This is a genomic window from Rhodococcus sp. WS3, assembly GCF_003797085.1.
Taxonomy (GTDB): domain Bacteria; phylum Actinomycetota; class Actinomycetes; order Mycobacteriales; family Mycobacteriaceae; genus Rhodococcus_F; species Rhodococcus_F globerula.
Genome location: NZ_RKMA01000002.1, coordinates 886,880 through 905,984 on the forward strand (window position 1 = coordinate 886,880; position 19,105 = coordinate 905,984).

The following is a 19,105-nucleotide window of genomic DNA, read 5'->3' on the forward strand; positions in this document are numbered from 1 at the left end:
CCTGCTCAGGCGCGGTCGCGGGTCTTCATCAGGCTCGCGACCGTGGTCACGGCCAACACACCGATGATGACGGACAGGGACAATGCCGTCGAAATCTCCGGCACGCTGACGTGTTCGCCGCCGTTGACAAACGGCAGCGTGTTCTCGTGCAATGCGTGCAGGACAAGCTTGACGCCGATGAACGCGAGGATGATCGACAGCCCGTACGAGAGGTAGACCAACCGCTCGAGCAGTCCGCCGATGAGGAAATACAGTTGGCGTAGGCCCATCAACGCAAAGGCGTTGGCGGTGAACACGATGTACGGCTCCTGGGTCAGTCCGTAGATCGCCGGGATGGAATCCAGCGCGAACAACACATCCGCAAATCCGATGGCAATGAGCGCCAACATCAACGGCGTAATGACACGCTTGCCGTCGATCCTGGTGATCAATTTGTCGCCGTCGTACTCCTCGGTAGTGGGCAGTACACGCTTCACAATGCTGATGATTCGGCTGTCACGTTTCTCTTCGGCTTCCTTCTCGTGTCCGTGGTCGCGGACCAACGTGTACGCGGTGTAGATCAGGAAGGCTCCGAAGAGGTAGAACACCCAGCTGTAGGCATTGATGGCCGCGGCGCCCACCGCAATGAAAATCCCTCGCATCACCAATGCGAGCACGATTCCGATCAGCAGGACCTTCTGCTGGTACTGGGGCGGGACCGCAAACGTCGACATGATGATGACAAACACAAAAAGGTTGTCTACGGACAGCGCCTTCTCCGTGACGTAGCCGGCAAAGTACTCGCCGCCGTACGTCGTCCCCCAGATCCACATCACGATCAGACCGAAAATTATCGCGATCGAGATGTAGACCGTCGACCAGAAGGCCGACTCACGAAAGGTCGGTGCATGAGGCGTCCGGACATGCGCGAAGAAATCGAAGACAAACAGGCCGAGTATCACCACTATCGTGATAACCCACGTCAACGGTGTCACATGCACGAGCAGCCTCCGATCGTCTGCCGACGGTTACCCGCCGACCCACGTCACTAGTCGTCGGATGAACTATCCTCCGGATCGCCGCCCCGAATGGACCACAACAATCCGTCCAACTCGTCGGGCTTCACCAGCACCTCGCGAGCCTTGGACCCTTCACTCGGTCCCACGATTCCACGATTCTCCATGAGGTCGATGAGTCGTCCGGCCTTCGCGAACCCGACGCGCAGTTTGCGTTGCAGCATCGACGTGGAACCGAACTGGCTGGTCACGACAAGTTCGACAGCTTGCAGCAGCACGTCCATGTCGTCCCCGATATCGGGATCGACGTCCTTCTTCTCGCCGGCCTTCGCAGCGGTGACGCCTTCGGTGTACTCGGGTTCTGCTTGGTTCTTCGCAAAATCCACGACCGCGGTAATTTCTTCATCCGTGATGAATGCGCCCTGCATACGGGTCGGCTTACCGGCACCCATGGGGAGGAACAGTCCGTCACCCATACCGATGAGCTTCTCGGCTCCCGGCTGATCGAGGATGACTCGCGAGTCCGTCAGGGACGACGTCGCAAACGCCAATCGGGACGGCACGTTCGTCTTGATCAGACCGGTGACGACGTCGACGGACGGGCGCTGTGTCGCGAGCACCAAGTGGATACCCGCGGCACGTGCCTTCTGCGTGATTCGCACGATGGCCTCTTCGACGTCACGCGGAGCGGTCATCATGAGGTCTGCCAACTCGTCGACGATCGCCAGGATGTAGGGGTACGGCCGGTAGACGCGTTCGCTACCCAGCGGTGCGGTGATCTCGCCGGATTTCACCTTCGCATTGAAATCGTCGATGTGGCGTACCCGGTTGACCTGCATGTCCTGGTAGCGCTGCTCCATCTCCTCGACCAGCCACGCAAGCGCGGCCGCCGCCTTCTTCGGCTGCGTGATGATGGGCGTGATCAAGTGCGGAATACCCTCGTACGGCGTCAGTTCGACCATCTTGGGGTCGATCAGGATCATCCGAACTTCGTCGGGAGTCGCGCGGGTCAGCAGCGACACGAGCATCGAGTTCACGAAGCTCGACTTACCCGAGCCGGTGGAACCGGCAACCAGCAAGTGGGGCATCTTCGCGAGGTTCGCATGGACGAAGTCGCCCTCGATGTCCTTACCCAGTCCGATCACGAGCGGGTGGTGTTCGCGTCGCATGCTCGGCGCCGTCAGCACGTCGGCCAAGCGAACCAGTTCGCGGTCCGAGTTGGGCACCTCGATGCCCACGGCCGACTTGCCCGGAATCGGAGCGAGAAGACGCACGTTGTCGGTGGCCACCGCGTACGCGATGTTTCGAGCGAGCGCGGTGATCTTCTCGACCTTGACGCCAGGACCGAGTTCCACCTCGTACCGCGTTACTGTCGGTCCGCGCGTGAATCCGGTGACGGCAGCATCGATCTTGAACTGTTCGAGTACCTCGCTGATCGCCTCGATCATCGCGTCGTTCGCCGAACTGCGCAGTTTCGGCGGGTCGCCGTCGATCAGCAGCGATGTGGGCGGAAGGTTGTAGTCGCCGTCCGTCACACGATCGGTGACAAAGCTTTCGGCCTCTTCGGGTTCCGGCTCGGGCTTGGGTGCCGGCTTCGCCACCGGAACCGATCGCGCGGGAGGTCTGGTCCGGGTCACCGGCTTTTCGGCGACCGGCGCTTCCGCAGCGGAGGCGGTCTCGTCCGCTGCCGGGGCAACTTCGTCCGGGTCCGCTGACCACAGGTCGAGGATTTCGGTCTTCTTGTCGCCGGATTCGAATTCGTCCGTCGGGTAGTTGTCGATCGGCGCCCGGCGGCTCGACCGTTTGGACGGCCGCAGCGGAGGCTCCGCATACGTGTCCACCGGATAACCGTCGGCGTCGAACTCCGATGACTCGTACGAGCCTCCCCCGTAGTCGCGACCGTAGCTGTCGTCGTCGAATTCGCTGCCGTAGTCCTCGAATTCGTCGTCGTCGCCGGACGGAGATCCGAAGAAGGACTGAAACTTACCGGGGACCTGTCGCAGGGTGGTTCCGGTCAACAACAGGATTCCGAAGCCGACAGCGATCACCAGCAACGGCACCGAGAGCCAGGCCGTCAGACCATTGGTCAATGGTCCGCCGACAACAGAGCCGACAAATCCGGCTCCGATTTCACGTGTGTCCGCAGTTGTCTCCGCACCGGAACCGATGTGCCACAAGCCCAGTGCGGGTAGCCCCACCAGCAACGAACCCATGATGAGACGGGTCCGGATCTCGGGGCGCGGCTCCGTGCGCATCAGCAGGATTGCGATTCCGACGCACAAGATCGGCAGAACGGCCGACACAGCACCGAACACCGCGCGAACGGCCGTTTCGATTCCGCCGCCGATCGGTCCACCCGCCGCGAACCACACACTGCCCGCGACGACAACACTGAAAGCAATGAGCCCGAGGGCAATTCCGTCGCGTCGGTGGCCTGCCTCGATATCGCCGACTTTGCTCACCGTGCGAGTGGTTGCTCCGACGCCACGAGCGGCCAGCGACCACCCGGCGGCAATGCCTTTGCCGACAACATCGAGCGGGCTGGCACTCTGCTTCGACTTTGCGACCGGCCGACGAGCCGCCGAGGACGCACCGGACGCCTTCCTGGGGGCTGCCTTCTTCGCCGGCGCTTTCCTCGGGGTCGATTTGGCTCCCTTACCCGCTCCCGCGCGGCCACCGGCGTGCGACGCTGTCGTGACGTTGCGGGGGGTGGAGACTGTTCGTGTTCGCGACTTTGCCGCGGGAGTTGACGCTGACGACCTGGTCGATGCCCTGGACGCGGACGTGCTTGTACTCGAACCTGTACCGGATCCTCGGGCGCTCGACTTACCTGCCATGACGTTCAGGCTAGTCGGTGCAACCCCATCCGGACCATCCGCAACACCAGCAACACCGTTCATACGTGCGAATCGTGATGTTCGCTACGCCGGCCGAATGGATCGAGCGCCGAATCAGAAACCGCGATCCAAGCCCATGACGGACTGGACGTCGGCCAGTTCTCCTTTGGCTTCGATCACCACTTCGTTGCGTCCGAAAGCGTGTAACAAGAGCTCGGCCGGCTCCCCCTGCAGAACCACCGTCCGGGTATCTGCTTTGTGCACAACGGCACTTTCACCCGACGGCAATTCGAAGATCACTTCGACGTCGGACTTCCGGTACCCCAGCTTGGCTACCTGGCGTGCGTACTTCCACAAATCCGCCTGACGATCTTGTGGCAGCGCCCTGGCCACCCAATGCTGATGCGCTCGGCGCACATCCTCGTGATGGACGAACATCTCGGTGGTGTTGACCTGAGAATCGAGCCAGTACATCGGCGACCAGCGCGGCGGTCCGCTGCGAACGTCGCGGAGTAGTTCTTCCCACGGGCGCGATGCGGCCGCTTTTCTGACACTCTCGGTATGTCCGGCCAAGGCACTGATCATGATTCCGGGAGCGGCGTCGAGACGCCGCTCCCGGACGATCAAATGTGCTGCCAGGTCACGATTTGTCCACTCCCCGCACAGGGTGGGTGCATCGGGGCCGAATTCGACCATGCTGTCCACCAGGGCGAGTCGTTCGTCATATGCGAAGGTCACCTTCGCCAACGTACGCGAAACTTCTCCCACTGCCGGGAGAAGTCGCTCAGGAAACCGCGATAACCGTCGGAATGATCATCGGGCGACGACGGTACTTGTCCGCAACCCAACGGCCGACCACGCGACGCACCGACTGTGCGATGCGATGTGCGTCGGTGATTCCTTCGCCCGCGAGGCGCAGAAGATCTGCTTCCACGAGTTGTGCAGCGTCCTTGAGAGCGGTCGGGTCGTCGGAGAATCCACGTCCGGACACCTCGGGGGTACTGACCGCGCGTCCCGTCGACTCGTTGATGACGATGGTGATGGCGATGAAGCCACCCTCACCGAGCACCAGACGGTCCGAGAGCGTCGGCTCGCCGACATCGCCCACGGAGAGTCCATCGACGTACACGTGTCCGACCGGAACTCGTCCGACGATCTCGGCAAGACCGTCGACCATGTCGACGACAACGCCGTCCTCGGCCAGCACGATGCGCTCTTCCGGAACACCCGTCGCCTTGGCCAGGGCTGCATTGGCGCGCAGGTGGCGCCATTCACCGTGCACCGGCATGGCATTGGTGGGGCGCACCGCGTTGTACAGGTACAGCAACTCACCGGCGGAGGCGTGACCAGATACGTGGACCTTGGCGCTTTGCTGCGTGACGACAGTGGCGCCACGCTTGGCCAAGCCGTTGACCACGGCAAAGACGGAGTTCTCGTTGCCAGGGATCAGCGAGGACGCAAGAACGACGAGGTCGTTGGCACGAATGTTGATCTGGCGATGCTCACCGCGAGCCATCCGCGAGAGCGCTGCGAGAGGCTCGCCCTGCGAACCCGTGGAGATGAGAACCAGTCGATCATCGGGAAGTGTGGCTGCGGTATCGATGTCGACGACCAGACCGTCTGGCACCCGCAGGTAGCCGAGATCCTGTGCGATCTGCATGTTCCGGACCATCGACCGGCCGACGAACACGATGCGACGGTTGTACCGCGCCGCGACGTCGACAACCTGCTGGATACGGTGCACGTGGCTGGCGAACGACGCCACGATGACGCGTTGCTTGGCCTTGCCGATGACGTTGTCGAGCACGCCGCCGATTTCGCGTTCGGGCGTGACGAATCCCGGCACTTCCGCATTGGTGGAGTCGACGAGGAAAAGGTCGACACCCTCGTCACCGAGGCGGGAGAATCCGGCGAGGTCGGTCAGGCGCCCGTCGAGCGGAAGCTGATCGAGCTTGATGTCACCGGTGTGCAGTACAACTCCGGCGTCGGTGCGGATCGCAATGGCGAGCGCGTCCGGGATGGAGTGGTTGACTGCGAAGTACTCGCAGTCGAACGGACCGTGCGTGGTGGAGTCACCTTCCACGACCTCGACGAGGTTGGGGCGCAGGCGATGTTCACGGCACTTCGCCGCCACGAGCGCGAGTGTGAACTTGGCACCGATGACGGGAATGTCCGCGCGAAGGCGCAACAAGAACGGCAACGCGCCGATGTGGTCTTCGTGGCCGTGCGTGAGGATGACGGCTTCGACGTCGTCCATGCGGTCTTCGATGTAACGGAAGTCCGGGAGGATGAGGTCGACGCCGGGCTGCTGGTCCTCGGGGAACAGAACGCCACAGTCGACGATCAGCAACTTGCCCTTGTGTTCGAACACGGTCATGTTTCGGCCGATTTCGCCGATACCGCCGAGCGCAACAACACGAAGTCCACTGGCCGGGGCCTTGGGCGGCATGCCCAGACGCGCGGTCGGGTCCACCTGCGGACGGTTGTCGGGACGCTTGTTCCCGGAACGCGAGTTACCGGACTTGCCGGCTGACGGGCGGTTGCCTGCAGCGCTCTTCCGGGCTTGTTTTTGCGGTGCTGCGTTTTGCGGCGCCGATTTCTGGGCTGCAGCCTTTTGCGGTGCAGCCTTTTGCGGTGCAGCCTTTTTCGGGGCCGACGCCGCGGCAGCAGGCTCAGCTGCTACCGGAGCCGGAGCTGCCGGCGGGGTTGCCGGCGTAGCTGATTCGGGTGCCGGGATCGAAGGCGGTCCGGCTTGGCGACTGGCACTACGACGTCGGGGGGGACGGGTCATTTACAAAACTCCTGCCGCATGCAGATCGGCGGCCAAACCGTCGATCTGCTCTTTAGTGGGTGCAACCTGCGGAAGGCGCGGTTCTCCGACATCGATACCGATGAGTCGCAGACCCGCCTTCGACGCGCTGACGCCACCCAAACGGGCGACGGAACGGATCACAGGGATCAAACTGAGGTTTATTTCGCGTGCACGGGCGATGTCGCCGGTGACAAATGCGGTGTGAAGCTCACGCAGTCGACCAGGAACCAGGTGTCCGATGACGCTGACGAAGCCGGTGGCTCCGACTGCGAGCCACGGGAGGTTCAACGGGTCGTCGCCGGAGAAGAACTGAAGTTCGGTGGTGCCGATCAATTCTGCACCCGCGTTGAGATCACCCTTGGCGTCTTTGACGGCCTTGATGCGGGGATGCTCGGCAAGACGACGGATTGTCTCCGTCTCGATGGGGACAACGGAGCGGGGCGGAATGTCGTAGAGCATGACGGGCAGGTCGGTGGCGTCGGCAACTGCGGTGAAGTGCGCGTAGAGCCCGGCCTGCGGGGGACGTGAGTAGTACGGCGTGACAACAAGAAGGCCGTGAGCGCCGACGCGGGCCGCGTCGCGGGCGAGTTCGACACTGTGTGCAGTGTCGTTGCTGCCGGCTCCGGCAACGATCTTGGCGCGGTCGCCAACGGCGTCGATTACCGCGCGGAGCAGGTCGAGCTTCTCCGATTCGGTGGTGGTCGGAGACTCACCCGTTGTGCCGGCAAGGACAAGGCCGTCGCAGCCGTTGTCGACGAGATGGGCTGCGAGGCGCACGCCCGTGTCGACGTCCAGCTTCCCGTCGGCAGTGAACGGGGTCACCATCGCAACGGAAATGGTGCCGAACGGACGCTCGACGAGAGAAGCGGAATCACCGTAGGTCATGGTCAGAAGGTTACCCGGTCAGTCGCTTACTTCTGCACACGAGTCTTCAGTCGAGTCGCGAACGTAACTTCACTCGGCAGCGAACGAGCTGACGGCAATTTCCGATCCGTCACTTCTGCGCAGAATCTCGTAGTCTCCGAACACATTTGGCGCAGCGGTTTGAAGTTGCCGCAAGCACTCGATCGCGACGCGCCTGATCTCGACGTCCGCGTGCTCGGTGGCGCGCATATCCACGAAGTGTCGCCAAGCACGGTAGTTTCCGCTGACTACGAGACGGGTTTCCGTGGCATTGGGCAGCACCGAGCGAGCGGCTTGACGCGCTTGCTTGCCGCGCACGGGTGCGCCGGGGACGGACTGCAATTTGCCTTCCAACGCAGCGAGCAGTTCGCCGTAGGCCCGTCGACTTTCCTCGGTGGCGGCCAGGAACAGCGCTTCGAGTTCCGGGTCACCTTCGACAGCCGGCGGGACCACGACGCTTGCATCGTTCTCCCTAACGAACCGCTGGGAGAGTTGCGAGTACGAGAAGTGGCGGTGACGGATCAGTTCGTGGGTACAGGAGCGCGAGATTCCGGTGATGTAGAAACTGACCGTCGCATGTTCGAGGACAGACGAATGCCCGACTTCTAGGAGATGTCGAATGTATCCGGCGTTCGTGGCTGTGCGCGGGTTGGGCTTGGACCAACTCTGATAGCAGGCGCGGCCGGCGAATTCCGCAAGTGCCTCACCGCCGTCGGCATCGGTTTCCCAGTCGATGTCGTCCGGCGGGAAGAACTCGGACTTTGCCACCATCTGCACTTTCAGTGACACCGTGTGCGGCACTACATACTCCTCGAGTCCGCCGGACACTTCCGGCTGTCAGGCCAACCGGACGCTTCCGGCCTTGCTGCGCGGCAACTCTATAGGCAGAAACCACCTGGGAAGCCCTGACGCCAGACGGCACCTTGACTGACGTCACTTTTGACGTCACTGTGGTGTCATGGATATTTCGGAGTACACCGCAAAGCTGCACGATGACCTCGTCACGGCGGCCGAACTCGGCGACGACCACACCCGTCGCATCGCGGCGTCACTCGCGGCCGCCATGGAACCGTCGATACGCCTCGTTCTGCTGGCCGCGGCAACCGAGCTCGCCAAGGAAATCGGAGCCGAGATCGAGGACCGCGACGTCAAGGTCCATCTCGACGGCAACAACATTCTGGTCGACGTCCAGAAAGCATCGAAGGGTTCCGGGGCCGAGGAGCCCGCCAAGGAAAACGTCTACTCGTTCGACGACGTCAGCGGCGACATCAGCCGGGTCACCCTGCGCATGATGGAGCAGATCAAGGCCCGCGCCGAAGAAGCCGCAAATCAGAACGGCGTCTCTTTGAATTCGTGGGTGTCGCAAGCCGTGCAAGGCGCTTTGCGGGATCAGATGCGTAAGAACGGCATGGACTGATCTAATTGCGTCCGAGCAAGTCCACGAAGTTGTTGCCGTCAGGCATGTAAGGAGTAAGTCGTATGGCCGTTTCGGGCGTCAAGGAATTCGAGATCAAGGCCGATCCGGCCACGGTCATGGCAGCGGTTGCGGCGGTGGACCGGTTGCCCGAATGGTCGTCTGCGCACAAGAAGATCACGATCGAGACCACGCATGACGACGGTCGGCCGCATCGCGTCCGGATGGCCGTGTCGATTCTCGGCATCAACGACGAGCAAGTTGTGGACTACACCTTCGACGGTGACGAGAAGGTGAGCTGGACCCTCGTCGAGAGTGGACAGCAGAACCAGCAGGACGGCTCGTACACCCTGACCCCGACCGACGGCGGAACGAAGATCAGTTTCGAACTGACCATCGACCCCAAGATTCCGCTGCCGGGATTCCTGGTGAAGAAGGCCCAGAAGACGGCGCTGGAGACCGCCAGCAAGGGACTGACGAAGTTCGTCGAAAACTTCTGACAGTCAGCACTATTCGCGCGCAACCCTCGCCTCCCGCAAGCTCGGACGCGAGGGTTGCCGCATTTCACGATCGCCCCGGACCGCCGCACTCGACGGAAAGTCCTTGGTGAAGTTCATGATTCACTGCCGCGACGGATAGTCGCGGGGTAACGTCGGCCTCGTGTCCGACGCGGTAGCACCTCCTCGCACCCCCGCCACCGTGCGTGTGCTCGTCTTCAGCGACGACGCCCATACGCGCGAACAGGTCCGCCTCGCCCTCGGCGAGCGCCCCCATCCTGATCTCCCACCGATCGAATACGTCGAGGTGGCCACAGCACCGGTGGTGATCGATCGACTCGACCGCGGCGGCATCGACCTCGCCATTCTCGACGGCGAGGCAAGCCCGGCCGGGGGCATGGGCGTCGCGAAGCAACTCAAAGACGAGATCGCGAACTGCCCGCCGATCGTGATTCTGACCGGTCGACCCGACGACGCCTGGCTGGCGTCGTGGTCACGCGCGGAAGCTGCCGTTTCCCAACCACTCGACCCGATCGAACTGGCGTCGGCCGTCATTCGTTTGCTCCGCGTTCGCCTGAACCTCTGATCGGCCGGTGCCTACACAGTTCCCTTGCGGCGGCGAGCACTTCGGCATCTCGGGAGCAAAACTCCACAGTTCGAAAATCAGCCCCAATGTCGGAGGCACCACCTAGGGTAAGTGTCACAGGTCACACGATCGGCGAGATGCTGGCAGTATCGATCTGGCAGGGACAGCAGGGCCTTCTGGGGCAGCGTCATTCACGGGGCGTCACGCTAAACGGAGAGAGGTTCGGTGCGACATGAACGCGTATGTGCCAATTCTCGTTCTGGGTGCCATTGCGATGGCCTTTGCCGTGGTGTCAGTCGTTCTTGCCTCTGTCGTCGGGCCTCGCCGGTACAACCGCGCGAAACTCGAAGCCTACGAATGTGGCATCGAACCGGCGCCCCGCGCCGTCGGTGGCGGACGGTTTCCCGTCAAGTTCTATCTGACGGCCATGCTGTTCATCATCTTCGACATCGAAATCGTCTTCCTCTATCCCTGGGCAGTCCATTTCGATTCGCTCGGTTTGTTCGGACTCGCGGCCATGGGCCTGTTCGTCGTCAACGTCTCGGTTGCGTATGCCTACGAGTGGAGACGAGGCGGTCTGAGTTGGGACTGACCTGATTTCCCCGCAGTTGCAAACACAGCAGTTGCAAACACAGCAAGTGCAAACACAGCAAGTGCACACGCATCCGACGGCAACTCTCACGACGGAAACGAGTCGAATATGGGTCTTGAAGAAAAGCTTCCGAGCGGTTTTCTCCTGACAACTGTCGAGGGCCTGGCCGGCTACTTCCGCAAGGGATCGCTGTGGCCGGCAACCTTTGGACTTGCGTGCTGCGCCATCGAGATGATGTCGACTACGTCCGGCCGATTCGACTTGGCGCGCTTCGGCATGGAAGCCTTCCGCGCGTCACCCCGGCAGGCAGACCTGATGATCGTCGCCGGACGGGTCAGTCAAAAGATGGCGCCGGTCCTGCGGCAGGTCTACGACCAGATGGCCGAACCCAAATGGGTGCTCTCCATGGGTGTCTGCGCGTCGTCGGGCGGAATGTTCAACAACTACGCGATAGTCCAGGGTGTCGATCACATCGTGCCGGTCGACATCTACCTGCCTGGATGCCCGCCACGTCCGGAGATGCTGCTCAACGCAATTATCGAACTGCACAAAAAGATTCAGGACATGCCACTCGGTGTCAACCGCGAAGAAGCACGCGCCGCTGCCGAGCGCGCCGCACTGGCGTCCACTCCCCTGATCGACATCAAGGGACTGCTGCGATGACCGATGAATCCTCCGACCGCCGCGGAATGTTCGGAGCACGCGGCAGTGGCGACACATCCGGCTACAACCGGTTGGCCCGCCCTGCCGCCGCACCGGATGCTGCGACGCGGCCCTACGGCGGATACTTCGACGAGATCACGGACGGACTGTCGGCTGCTCTGTCGGACAACGGAACTGCCTTCGACGACGCGGTCGAGAAGGTGGTGATCTTCCGCGACGAGTTGACGTTGCACATCGAACGTTCGTACCTACCCCAGGTGGCCCGCCGTCTGCGAGACGAACCGGACTTGCGGTTCGAATTGTGCCTCGGAGTCAACGGCGTTCACTACCCACAGGATGCCGGACGCGAACTGCACGCGGTGTACCCCTTCTCGTCGATCACCCACAATCGTCGTATCCGGTTGGAGGTGTCGGTACCGGATTCCGATCCGCACATTCCCTCGCTGGTGGGCACCTACCCGGCCAACGACTGGCACGAACGCGAAACCTACGACTTCTTCGGCATCATCTTCGACGGCCATCCGTCGCTCACTCGCATCGAGATGCCGGACGACTGGCAGGGCCACCCCCAGCGCAAGGACTACCCGCTGGGCGGAATCCCCGTCGAATACAAGGGCGCACATATCCCGCCACCCGACGAGCGCAGGTCGTACATCTGATGAACAACACAGCTGACACACCATCGCAAGAGACGGTCTACACCGCCTCAGGTCAGGACTGGGACCAGATAGTCGCCGCGGCGGCAGCGGGCCGATCCGATGCCGGTGCCGAACGCATCGTCGTCAACATGGGTCCACAGCACCCGTCGACGCACGGCGTGCTCCGTCTCATTCTCGAGATCGAGGGCGAGACGGTAATCGAGGCGCGATGCGGAATCGGCTACCTGCACACCGGAATCGAGAAGAACCTCGAATACCGGAACTGGACTCAGGGCGTCACTTTTGTCACCCGTATGGATTATCTGTCTCCGTTCTTCAACGAAACCGCGTACTGCCTGGGCGTCGAGAAGCTACTCGGCGTCACCGATGACGTCCCGGAACGCGCCACCGTCGTACGCGTGATGTTGATGGAACTCAACCGGATCTCCTCGCACCTTGTTGCGCTGGCTACTGGCGGTATGGAGTTGGGCGCTGTCACTGCCATGCTGTTCGGGTTCCGCGAGCGCGAACTGATACTCGACGTCTTCGAGACCATCACCGGCCTTCGAATGAATCATGCGTTCATCCGTCCAGGCGGACTGGCTCAGGATCTACCCGCAGGTTCGATTCCGAAGATCCGCGAACTGTTGAAGGTTCTGCCGAATCGTCTGCGCGACATGGAGTTGATGCTCACCGACAACACGATCTGGAAGGCGCGAACCAGCGGCATCGGATACCTGGACCTCACCGGATGCATGGCGCTCGGCATCACCGGTCCGGTACTTCGGGCCACCGGCCTCCCCCACGATCAGCGTCGAGCGCAGCCCTACTGCGGTTACGAAAACTACGAGTTCGACGTCATCACACACACCGGGTCCGATTGTTACGGAAGGTACTTCATTCGGGTGGAGGAGATGAAGGAGTCCTTGAAGATCGTCGAACAATGCCTCGACAAGCTGGCCCCGGGGCCGATCATGGTCGACGATCGGAAAATTGCGTGGCCTGCAGATCTCCAGGTAGGTGATGACGGACTCGGCAATTCGCAGAAGCACGTCGGCAAGATCATGGAGTCGTCGATGGAAGGCCTCATCCACCACTTCAAATTGGTGACCGAGGGTATCCGCGTTCCGGCCGGTCAGGTGTACGTGGCCGTGGAATCGCCACGCGGAGAACTCGGCGTTCACATGGTGTCCGACGGCGGCACCCGTCCATACCGAGTGCATTTCCGGGATCCGTCGTTCACGAATCTCCAAGCGGTAGCTGCGATGTGTGAGGGAGGCATGGTGTCCGATGTGATCGCATCGGTGGCCAGCATCGATCCAGTCATGGGCGGAGTGGACCGATGACAGACTCCACGAAAAACGGTGGCACCCGCGTCTTCCTCGAACTCGGTCCACGGCCCGAAGAGCCCACCCAGTTGGTGCGACCAGGGGCTCGAAGCAGCTACCCTGCCGATGTCCTGGCACGACTCGACGCCGATGCCGAGGCCGTCATTGCGCGATACCGTGACGATTCGGCAGGCGAAGGCGCGACTACCAGCAGATCCGCACTGCTGCCACTACTGCATCTTGTCCAATCCGAGGACGGCTACATCACGCCGGCCGGAATCGACTTCTGCTCAGGCAAACTCGGCTTGACCGGTGCCGAAGTCGCGGCAGTGTCCACCTTCTACTCCATGTATCGGCGCGGACCGACGGGCGAGTACCTGGTAGGCGTCTGCACCAACACTCTGTGCGCGATCATGGGCGGCGATGCCATCTTCGAGGCGCTCGAGGAGCACCTCGAATCGGCGGGCTCGCGTGACGAGGCGTCACATTCGATTTCCACGTCGGACGGCAAGATCACTCTCGAACACATCGAGTGCAATGCCGCCTGCGACTACGCACCGGTCGTGATGGTGAATTGGGAGTTCTTCGACAACCAGACGCCCGAGTCTGCACGCACGTTGGTCGACGCGCTCCGTAGCGGCGACCGTGTCACCCCCAGTCGCGGTGCCACGCTGTGTTCTTTCCGCGAAACCGCCCGCACCCTGGCCGGATTCGCGGATTCCCGCGCCGAAGCTGCCGAGGCTCAGACCAGCGGCGCCGCAAGTCTCGCGGGACTGAGAGTGGTCGCGGCGCACTCCACCGACAATCCCAGCTCCGGCGAAGGGAAATGACATGGCACTTGCGCCTGTACTGAGCCGGTACTGGGACGAACCCCACTCGTGGACTCTCGACGCCTATCTTCGGCACGACGGTTATCAAGGGTTGCGCAAGGCACTCGCGGGCACCGCCGACGACGTGATTGCCACCATCAAGGACGCGGGTCTGCGTGGCCGTGGTGGCGCCGGATTCCCTACCGGTTTGAAGTGGAGTTTCATCCCGCAGGGCGACAACAAGCCGCATTACCTCGTGGTCAATGCCGACGAGTCGGAACCCGGAACATGCAAGGACATGCCGTTGATGATGGCAACCCCTCACACGTTGGTCGAGGGAGTCATCATCGCGGCCTATGCAATTCGCGCGGCCAAGGCGTTCATCTACGTGCGCGGCGAGGTTGTCCCGGTGCTACGACGCCTACAGACTGCGGTTTCGGAGGCCTACGCGGCCGGTTACCTGGGACGCGATATCCAGGGTTCCGGCTTCGATCTCGATCTGGTGGTGCACGCCGGCGCGGGCGCGTACATCTGCGGCGAGGAGACCGCGCTGCTCGATTCATTGGAAGGGCGCCGCGGGCAACCGCGATTGCGGCCGCCGTTTCCGGCAGTGGCGGGCTTGTATGCGTGCCCGACAGTGGTCAACAACGTCGAATCGATTGCGAGCGTGCCGGCCATCATCCAGAACGGCCCCGAATGGTTCAAGTCGATGGGTACGGAAAAATCGCCCGGATTCACGCTGTACTCGTTGTCCGGTCATGTCACGACTCCCGGGCAGTACGAGGCGCCTCTCGGCATAACGTTGCGCGAACTGCTTGGTTACGCCGGCGGCGTCCGGGCCGGCCACACTCTCAAGTTCTGGACACCCGGCGGATCGTCGACACCGATCTTCACCGACGAACACCTGGACGTTCCACTCGATTACGAGGGTGTCGGCGCCGCCGGATCCATGCTGGGCACCAAGGCTCTGCAGATCTTCGACGACACGACGTGCATCGTGCGGGCGGTGCTGCGGTGGACGGAGTTCTATGCCCATGAATCGTGCGGCAAATGCACCCCCTGTCGCGAAGGCACGTACTGGCTCGTGCAGATTCTGCGTCGCCTCGAAAGTGGAGGCGGAACCGAGTCCGACCTGACAAAACTGCTCGACATCTCCGACACCATTCTCGGAAAGTCCTTCTGTGCCTTGGGCGACGGGGCGACCAGCCCGATCATGTCGTCGCTGAAGTACTTCCGCGACGAGTACCTGATGCATTTCGATCAAGACGGCTGCCCGTTCGATCCCGCGCGGTCCGTTCTGGCGACAGGAGCGTACACCTCATGACTGCAGCGGCTGATGTCGAAACCGGTGACGTAATCCCGTCGGACCTCGTCACCCTCACCATCGACGGCACCACGGTCCAGGTTCCCAAGGGCACGTTGATCATTCGCGCCGCAGAGATGATCGGTACTGTCATTCCCCGATTCTGCGATCACCCCCTTCTCGATCCCGTGGGCGCGTGCCGACAATGCATCGTCGAGGTCGAGGGCCAACGCAAGCCGCTTGCCTCCTGCACCACGACGGTCGCGGACGGAATGGTTGTCAACACCCAGGTCACCTCGCCCGTCGCCGAGAAGGCGCAGCGCGGAGTGATGGAGCTGCTCCTCATCAATCACCCTCTCGACTGCCCGGTGTGCGACAAGGGCGGCGAGTGCCCACTGCAGAATCAAGCGATGTCGACGGGCCGGACCGAATCCCGGTTCGGCGAGGAGAAGCGGACGTATCCCAAGCCGATTCCACTCTCTTCCGAGGTTCTGCTCGATCGGGAGCGGTGTGTTCTGTGCGCGCGGTGTACCCGGTTCTCGCAGCAGATTGCGGGTGACCCGTTCATCGATCTCCTCGAGCGCGGAGCGTTGCAGCAGGTCGGGATTTACGCCAACGAACCCTTCGAGTCGTACTTCTCCGGAAACACCATTCAGGTGTGCCCCGTCGGCGCTCTCACCAATACGTCGTACCGCTTTCGCGCTCGTCCCTTCGATCTGGTGTCCAGTCCCAGCGTCTGCGAACACTGCGCTGACGGGTGCGCCCAACGGACCGATCATCGTCGCGGGAAGGTACTGCGGCGCCTCGCCGGCGACGACCCGGACGTCAACGAGGAGTGGAACTGCGACAAGGGGCGATTCGCCTTCTCGTATGCAACACAACGCGACCGGATCACCACTCCATTGATCCGCGACCGCGAGGGCGCGCTGGTTCCCGCGTCGTGGCCATTCGCCCTTGATTTGGTGGCCCGGAAGTTTGCCGAATCACGGGGCAATGCGGGCGTACTGGTGGGTGGACGGTCCACCATGGAAGACGCGTACGCATACAGCAAGTTTGCACGTATCGCATTGGGCACCAATAATATCGACTTCAGGATTCGCGCCCAGTCCCAGGAGGAATCCGAATTTCTCGGCGCTCACATCGCCGGCCGATCGCTCGATGAATCTGTCACCTACGCAGACCTCGAGGCCGCCCCGGTCGCACTTCTGGTAGCACTCGAACCGGAAGAGGAATCGCCCATCGTCTTCCTTCGCCTCCGCAAGGCTTCGCGGACGCAGCAGACTCGGGTTCTGTCTCTCGCTCCTTTTGCAACCCGAAGTCTACAGAAAATGGCCGGGACACTTCTACAGGCGTCACCAGGGGACGAACCTACCCTTCTGGATTCACTGAGTGATCCCGACGGCGAAGTCGGCCGGCTGCTGCGTCAGCCTGGTGCAGTCATTCTGGTCGGCGAAAGACTTGGCGCCATCGACGGCGGACTCTCGGCGGCACAGCGATTGGCCGAAACCACCGGTGCACGGCTCGCGTGGATTCCGCGTCGCGCCGGAGATAGGGCCGCCGTCGAAGTCGGCGCTGTGCCGGGACTGCTCCCCGGTGGCAGACCGGTATCCGATCCTGCTGCTCGCGAAGATATTTCCTCGACCTGGTCGGCGGAACTACCCACCGAGCATGGACTGAGTGCAACACAGATGTTGGGATCGGACTCAGCGCTGGGCGCTCTGCTGATCGGCGGGGTCGATCTTGCCGACATGCCGGATCCCGACGCTGCCCGCGCCGCCGTTCAATCCGCCGGCTTTGTCGTCAGCCTCGAGATTCGACATAGCAGCGTCACCGAACTGGCCGATGTTGTGTTCCCGGTGGCGGCCGTCGCCGAGAAACCTGGCACATTCATCGACTGGGAGGGCCGCGAGCGTCCCTTCGAGACTGCCCTGCGGACCACCGGTGTGATGCCTGATCAACGAGTCCTCCAGGCGATTGCGACCGAGATGGGCATCAGCCTTGGACTTCCCGACGCTGCCACCGCGCACGCCGAGATCCTCGCGCTCGGAACGTGGTCGGGCAAGCGGGTACCCGCTCCCCGCTCCCCCGCGTCGGCGCGTCCCGAACCACAACCCGGCGAAGCCGTCCTGTCGAGTTGGCACCTACTTCTCGACCGAGGACGACTACAGGACGGTGATCCCAACCTGGCCGGAACAGCCCACAAACCGGTTGTGCGGCTGTGCGCGAGCACTGCCACGGAGATCGGAGCAATCGAAGGTCAGCCTGTGTCGGTCAGCTCGGACCGTGGAACTATCACGCTGCCACTGGCCATCACGGATCTGCCGCCGCGAGTTGTCTGGCTCCCCCTCAATTCGACCGGCAGCGAAGTCAATCGAGCGCTGGGAGTATCCCCAGGCGACATAGTCACGATCTCCAATCAGGTGCCGCAATGAGCACTGTCACGTTTATCGCTGAACCCGTGGACCTTTCGGCGTTCGGGCACGATCCACTGTGGCTGGTGATCGCCAAGGCTTTGGTGATCTTCGTGTTCCTGTTGCTCACAACGCTGATCGCGATCTACGTCGAACGCAAGGTCATGGCCAGAATGCAGATGCGTGTCGGCCCCAACCGGGTTGGCCCGCGCGGATTGCTGCAAAGCCTGGCAGATGGCGTGAAACTGGCTCTCAAGGAAGGCATCACACCGTCCGGCGTCGACAAACCGATTTACATGTTGGCTCCGATCATTGCCGTCGTCCCCGCGTTCATGGCATTTGCGGTAGTTCCCTTCGGCCCCGAAGTGTCGATCTTCGGGACGTGGTCGCCGCTGCAACTCACAGACCTTCCCGTCGGTGTTCTGTACATCCTCGCCGTCACGTCCGTCGGGGTGTACGGAATCGTCCTTGCCGGGTGGTCGTCCGGATCGACCTATCCGCTGCTCGGCGCTCTTCGATCCACGGCGCAGGTCATCTCGTACGAAGTGGCGATGGGCTTGTCGTTTGCCGCCGTATTCCTTTACGCCGGAACCATGTCCACGTCCGGGATCGTCAGCGCCCAGGAAGGATCCTGGTACGTCTTCCTGCTCCTTCCCTCGTTCCTCATCTACGTAGTTGCCATGGTCGGCGAAACAAACCGCGCGCCATTCGACCTTCCCGAAGCCGAAGGCGAACTGGTAGGCGGATTCCATACCGAGTACTCGTCACTCAAGTTCGCGATGTTCATGCTCGCGGAATACGTGAACATGGTGACGGTCTCGGCCCTGGCCACGACACTCTTCCTCGGCGGCTGGCACGCGCCGTTCCCGTTCAATCTCTGGGACGGCGCAAATTCGGGGTGGTGGCCGGTGCTGTGGTTCATCGGCAAGGTCTGGTTCTTCCTCTTCATCTTCATCTGGCTCCGCAGCACGCTGCCCCGGTTGCGCTACGACCAGTTCATGAATCTCGGGTGGAAAATCCTCATCCCGGCAGCATTGGTGTGGGTCATGGCAATCGCCTCGGTACGCGCCTTCCGCAACGCGGGGTACAACACCTGGCTGGTGCTGCTGTGCGTCGGTGTGGTTCTGGGCGGCACGCTTGTTCTTGCAGTCGGTGGTCTCTACCGGGGCCGTCGACGCGACGTCGAGCAACCACCTGCCGCAACCGCAACCGCAACCGCGCCTTTCGATCCCATGGCCGGCGGCTTCCCTGTGCCGCCGATGCCTGGTCAGACGGTTTCTGCATTCAGCCGAACCGGGGTTACACCCACCGAGACAG

The 19,105-nt window shown here is 62.2% G+C and carries 16 protein-coding genes and 1 pseudogene; 11 read left to right on the plus strand and 6 right to left on the minus strand.

The annotated features are described in order from the left end of the window. Nucleotides 1-5: 5 nt before the first annotated feature. From EEB13_RS18215 to thyX, 6 genes are all read right to left on the minus strand, one after another. Nucleotides 6-980, minus strand: a complete 975-nt coding sequence (locus EEB13_RS18215) for a TerC family protein (RefSeq protein WP_045067374.1) — start codon at nt 978-980, stop codon at nt 6-8. A gap of 47 nt (nt 981-1,027) precedes the next feature. Next, nucleotides 1,028-3,832 carry a DNA translocase FtsK gene (locus EEB13_RS18220; RefSeq protein WP_052683555.1) on the minus strand — a complete coding sequence of 935 codons (2,805 nt, stop codon included), beginning with the start codon at nt 3,830-3,832 and terminating at the stop codon, nt 1,028-1,030. A gap of 114 nt (nt 3,833-3,946) precedes the next feature. Beyond that, nucleotides 3,947-4,570 carry a TIGR03085 family metal-binding protein gene (locus tag EEB13_RS18230; RefSeq protein WP_033235004.1) on the minus strand — a complete coding sequence of 208 codons (624 nt, stop codon included), beginning with the start codon at nt 4,568-4,570 and terminating at the stop codon, nt 3,947-3,949. Between the two features lie 46 nt (nt 4,571-4,616). Continuing rightward, nucleotides 4,617-6,623: a ribonuclease J gene (locus EEB13_RS18235; RefSeq protein WP_033234848.1), complete on the minus strand. Its 2,007-nt coding sequence runs from the start codon at nt 6,621-6,623 to the stop codon at nt 4,617-4,619. Then, the gene (dapA, locus tag EEB13_RS18240) at nt 6,624-7,529 is read right to left on the minus strand and encodes a 4-hydroxy-tetrahydrodipicolinate synthase (RefSeq protein WP_033234849.1); all 906 of its coding nucleotides are present in this window, start codon (nt 7,527-7,529) and stop codon (nt 6,624-6,626) included. A gap of 69 nt (nt 7,530-7,598) precedes the next feature. Beyond that, nucleotides 7,599-8,348 (minus strand): FAD-dependent thymidylate synthase, encoded by a 750-nt coding sequence (gene thyX / locus EEB13_RS18245; RefSeq protein ID WP_033235005.1) that lies wholly within the window; start codon nt 8,346-8,348, stop codon nt 7,599-7,601. Between the two features lie 157 nt (nt 8,349-8,505). Here thyX and EEB13_RS18250 point away from each other — a divergent pair, with 157 nt between their 5' ends. The 11 genes and pseudogenes from EEB13_RS18250 to nuoH all read left to right on the plus strand — a co-directional run. After that, complete coding sequence (locus EEB13_RS18250) at nt 8,506-8,964, plus strand: toxin-antitoxin system HicB family antitoxin (protein WP_116103989.1); 459 nt, start codon at nt 8,506-8,508, stop codon at nt 8,962-8,964. A 62-nt stretch (nt 8,965-9,026) separates the two neighbouring features. Next, the gene (locus tag EEB13_RS18255) at nt 9,027-9,461 is read left to right on the plus strand and encodes an SRPBCC family protein (RefSeq protein ID WP_033234851.1); all 435 of its coding nucleotides are present in this window, start codon (nt 9,027-9,029) and stop codon (nt 9,459-9,461) included. Between the two features lie 160 nt (nt 9,462-9,621). Continuing rightward, entirely contained in the window at nt 9,622-10,044 is a 423-nt protein-coding gene (locus EEB13_RS18260; RefSeq protein ID WP_141485969.1) for a response regulator transcription factor, read from the plus strand. A gap of 232 nt (nt 10,045-10,276) precedes the next feature. Then, nucleotides 10,277-10,636, plus strand: a complete 360-nt coding sequence (locus EEB13_RS18265) for an NADH-quinone oxidoreductase subunit A (RefSeq protein WP_033234853.1) — start codon at nt 10,277-10,279, stop codon at nt 10,634-10,636. A 108-nt stretch (nt 10,637-10,744) separates the two neighbouring features. Beyond that, a complete protein-coding gene (locus EEB13_RS18270) occupies nt 10,745-11,299 on the plus strand; it encodes a NuoB/complex I 20 kDa subunit family protein (protein ID WP_033234854.1) in 555 nt (184 codons plus the stop codon). Beyond that, entirely contained in the window at nt 11,296-11,958 is a 663-nt protein-coding gene (locus EEB13_RS18275) for an NADH-quinone oxidoreductase subunit C (protein ID WP_141485970.1), read from the plus strand. Before EEB13_RS18270 ends, EEB13_RS18275 begins: the two co-directional genes overlap by 4 nt. Next, entirely contained in the window at nt 11,958-13,283 is a 1,326-nt protein-coding gene (nuoD, locus tag EEB13_RS18280; RefSeq protein ID WP_141485971.1) for an NADH dehydrogenase (quinone) subunit D, read from the plus strand. The genes EEB13_RS18275 and nuoD overlap by 1 nt, the downstream gene beginning before the upstream one ends. After that, complete coding sequence (nuoE, locus tag EEB13_RS18285) at nt 13,280-14,095, plus strand: NADH-quinone oxidoreductase subunit NuoE (protein WP_095886057.1); 816 nt, start codon at nt 13,280-13,282, stop codon at nt 14,093-14,095. Before nuoD ends, nuoE begins: the two co-directional genes overlap by 4 nt. Nucleotide 14,096: 1 nt before the next feature. Further along, nucleotides 14,097-15,398, plus strand: a complete 1,302-nt coding sequence (gene nuoF / locus EEB13_RS18290) for an NADH-quinone oxidoreductase subunit NuoF (RefSeq protein WP_095886056.1) — start codon at nt 14,097-14,099, stop codon at nt 15,396-15,398. Next, nucleotides 15,395-17,809 (plus strand): NADH-quinone oxidoreductase subunit G, encoded by a 2,415-nt coding sequence (locus EEB13_RS18295; RefSeq protein ID WP_141485972.1) that lies wholly within the window; start codon nt 15,395-15,397, stop codon nt 17,807-17,809. Before nuoF ends, EEB13_RS18295 begins: the two co-directional genes overlap by 4 nt. Then, nucleotides 17,806-19,062: pseudogene (gene nuoH, locus EEB13_RS18300) on the plus strand (NADH-quinone oxidoreductase subunit NuoH); the annotation flags it as partial. The gene EEB13_RS18295 and the pseudogene nuoH, both read left to right, overlap by 4 nt. Nucleotides 19,063-19,105 lie beyond the last annotated feature (43 nt).

What these genes read in the sequence shown, in the direction of transcription:
- dapA (WP_033234849.1), bottom strand. Translation starts at nt 7,529, where the DNA reads ATGACCTACGGTGATTCCGCTTCTCTCGTCGAGCGTCCGTTCGGCACC.
- EEB13_RS18295 (WP_141485972.1), top strand. Translation starts at nt 15,395, where the DNA reads ATGACTGCAGCGGCTGATGTCGAAACCGGTGACGTAATCCCGTCGGAC.
- nuoE (WP_095886057.1), top strand. Translation starts at nt 13,280, where the DNA reads ATGACAGACTCCACGAAAAACGGTGGCACCCGCGTCTTCCTCGAACTC.
- EEB13_RS18235 (WP_033234848.1), bottom strand. Translation starts at nt 6,623, where the DNA reads ATGACCCGTCCCCCCCGACGTCGTAGTGCCAGTCGCCAAGCCGGACCG.
- EEB13_RS18250 (WP_116103989.1), top strand. Translation starts at nt 8,506, where the DNA reads ATGGATATTTCGGAGTACACCGCAAAGCTGCACGATGACCTCGTCACG.
- EEB13_RS18265 (WP_033234853.1), top strand. Translation starts at nt 10,277, where the DNA reads ATGAACGCGTATGTGCCAATTCTCGTTCTGGGTGCCATTGCGATGGCC.
- nuoD (WP_141485971.1), top strand. Translation starts at nt 11,958, where the DNA reads ATGAACAACACAGCTGACACACCATCGCAAGAGACGGTCTACACCGCC.
- nuoF (WP_095886056.1), top strand. Translation starts at nt 14,097, where the DNA reads ATGGCACTTGCGCCTGTACTGAGCCGGTACTGGGACGAACCCCACTCG.
- EEB13_RS18270 (WP_033234854.1), top strand. Translation starts at nt 10,745, where the DNA reads ATGGGTCTTGAAGAAAAGCTTCCGAGCGGTTTTCTCCTGACAACTGTC.
- EEB13_RS18255 (WP_033234851.1), top strand. Translation starts at nt 9,027, where the DNA reads ATGGCCGTTTCGGGCGTCAAGGAATTCGAGATCAAGGCCGATCCGGCC.
- EEB13_RS18275 (WP_141485970.1), top strand. Translation starts at nt 11,296, where the DNA reads ATGACCGATGAATCCTCCGACCGCCGCGGAATGTTCGGAGCACGCGGC.
- EEB13_RS18220 (WP_052683555.1), bottom strand. Translation starts at nt 3,832, where the DNA reads ATGGCAGGTAAGTCGAGCGCCCGAGGATCCGGTACAGGTTCGAGTACA.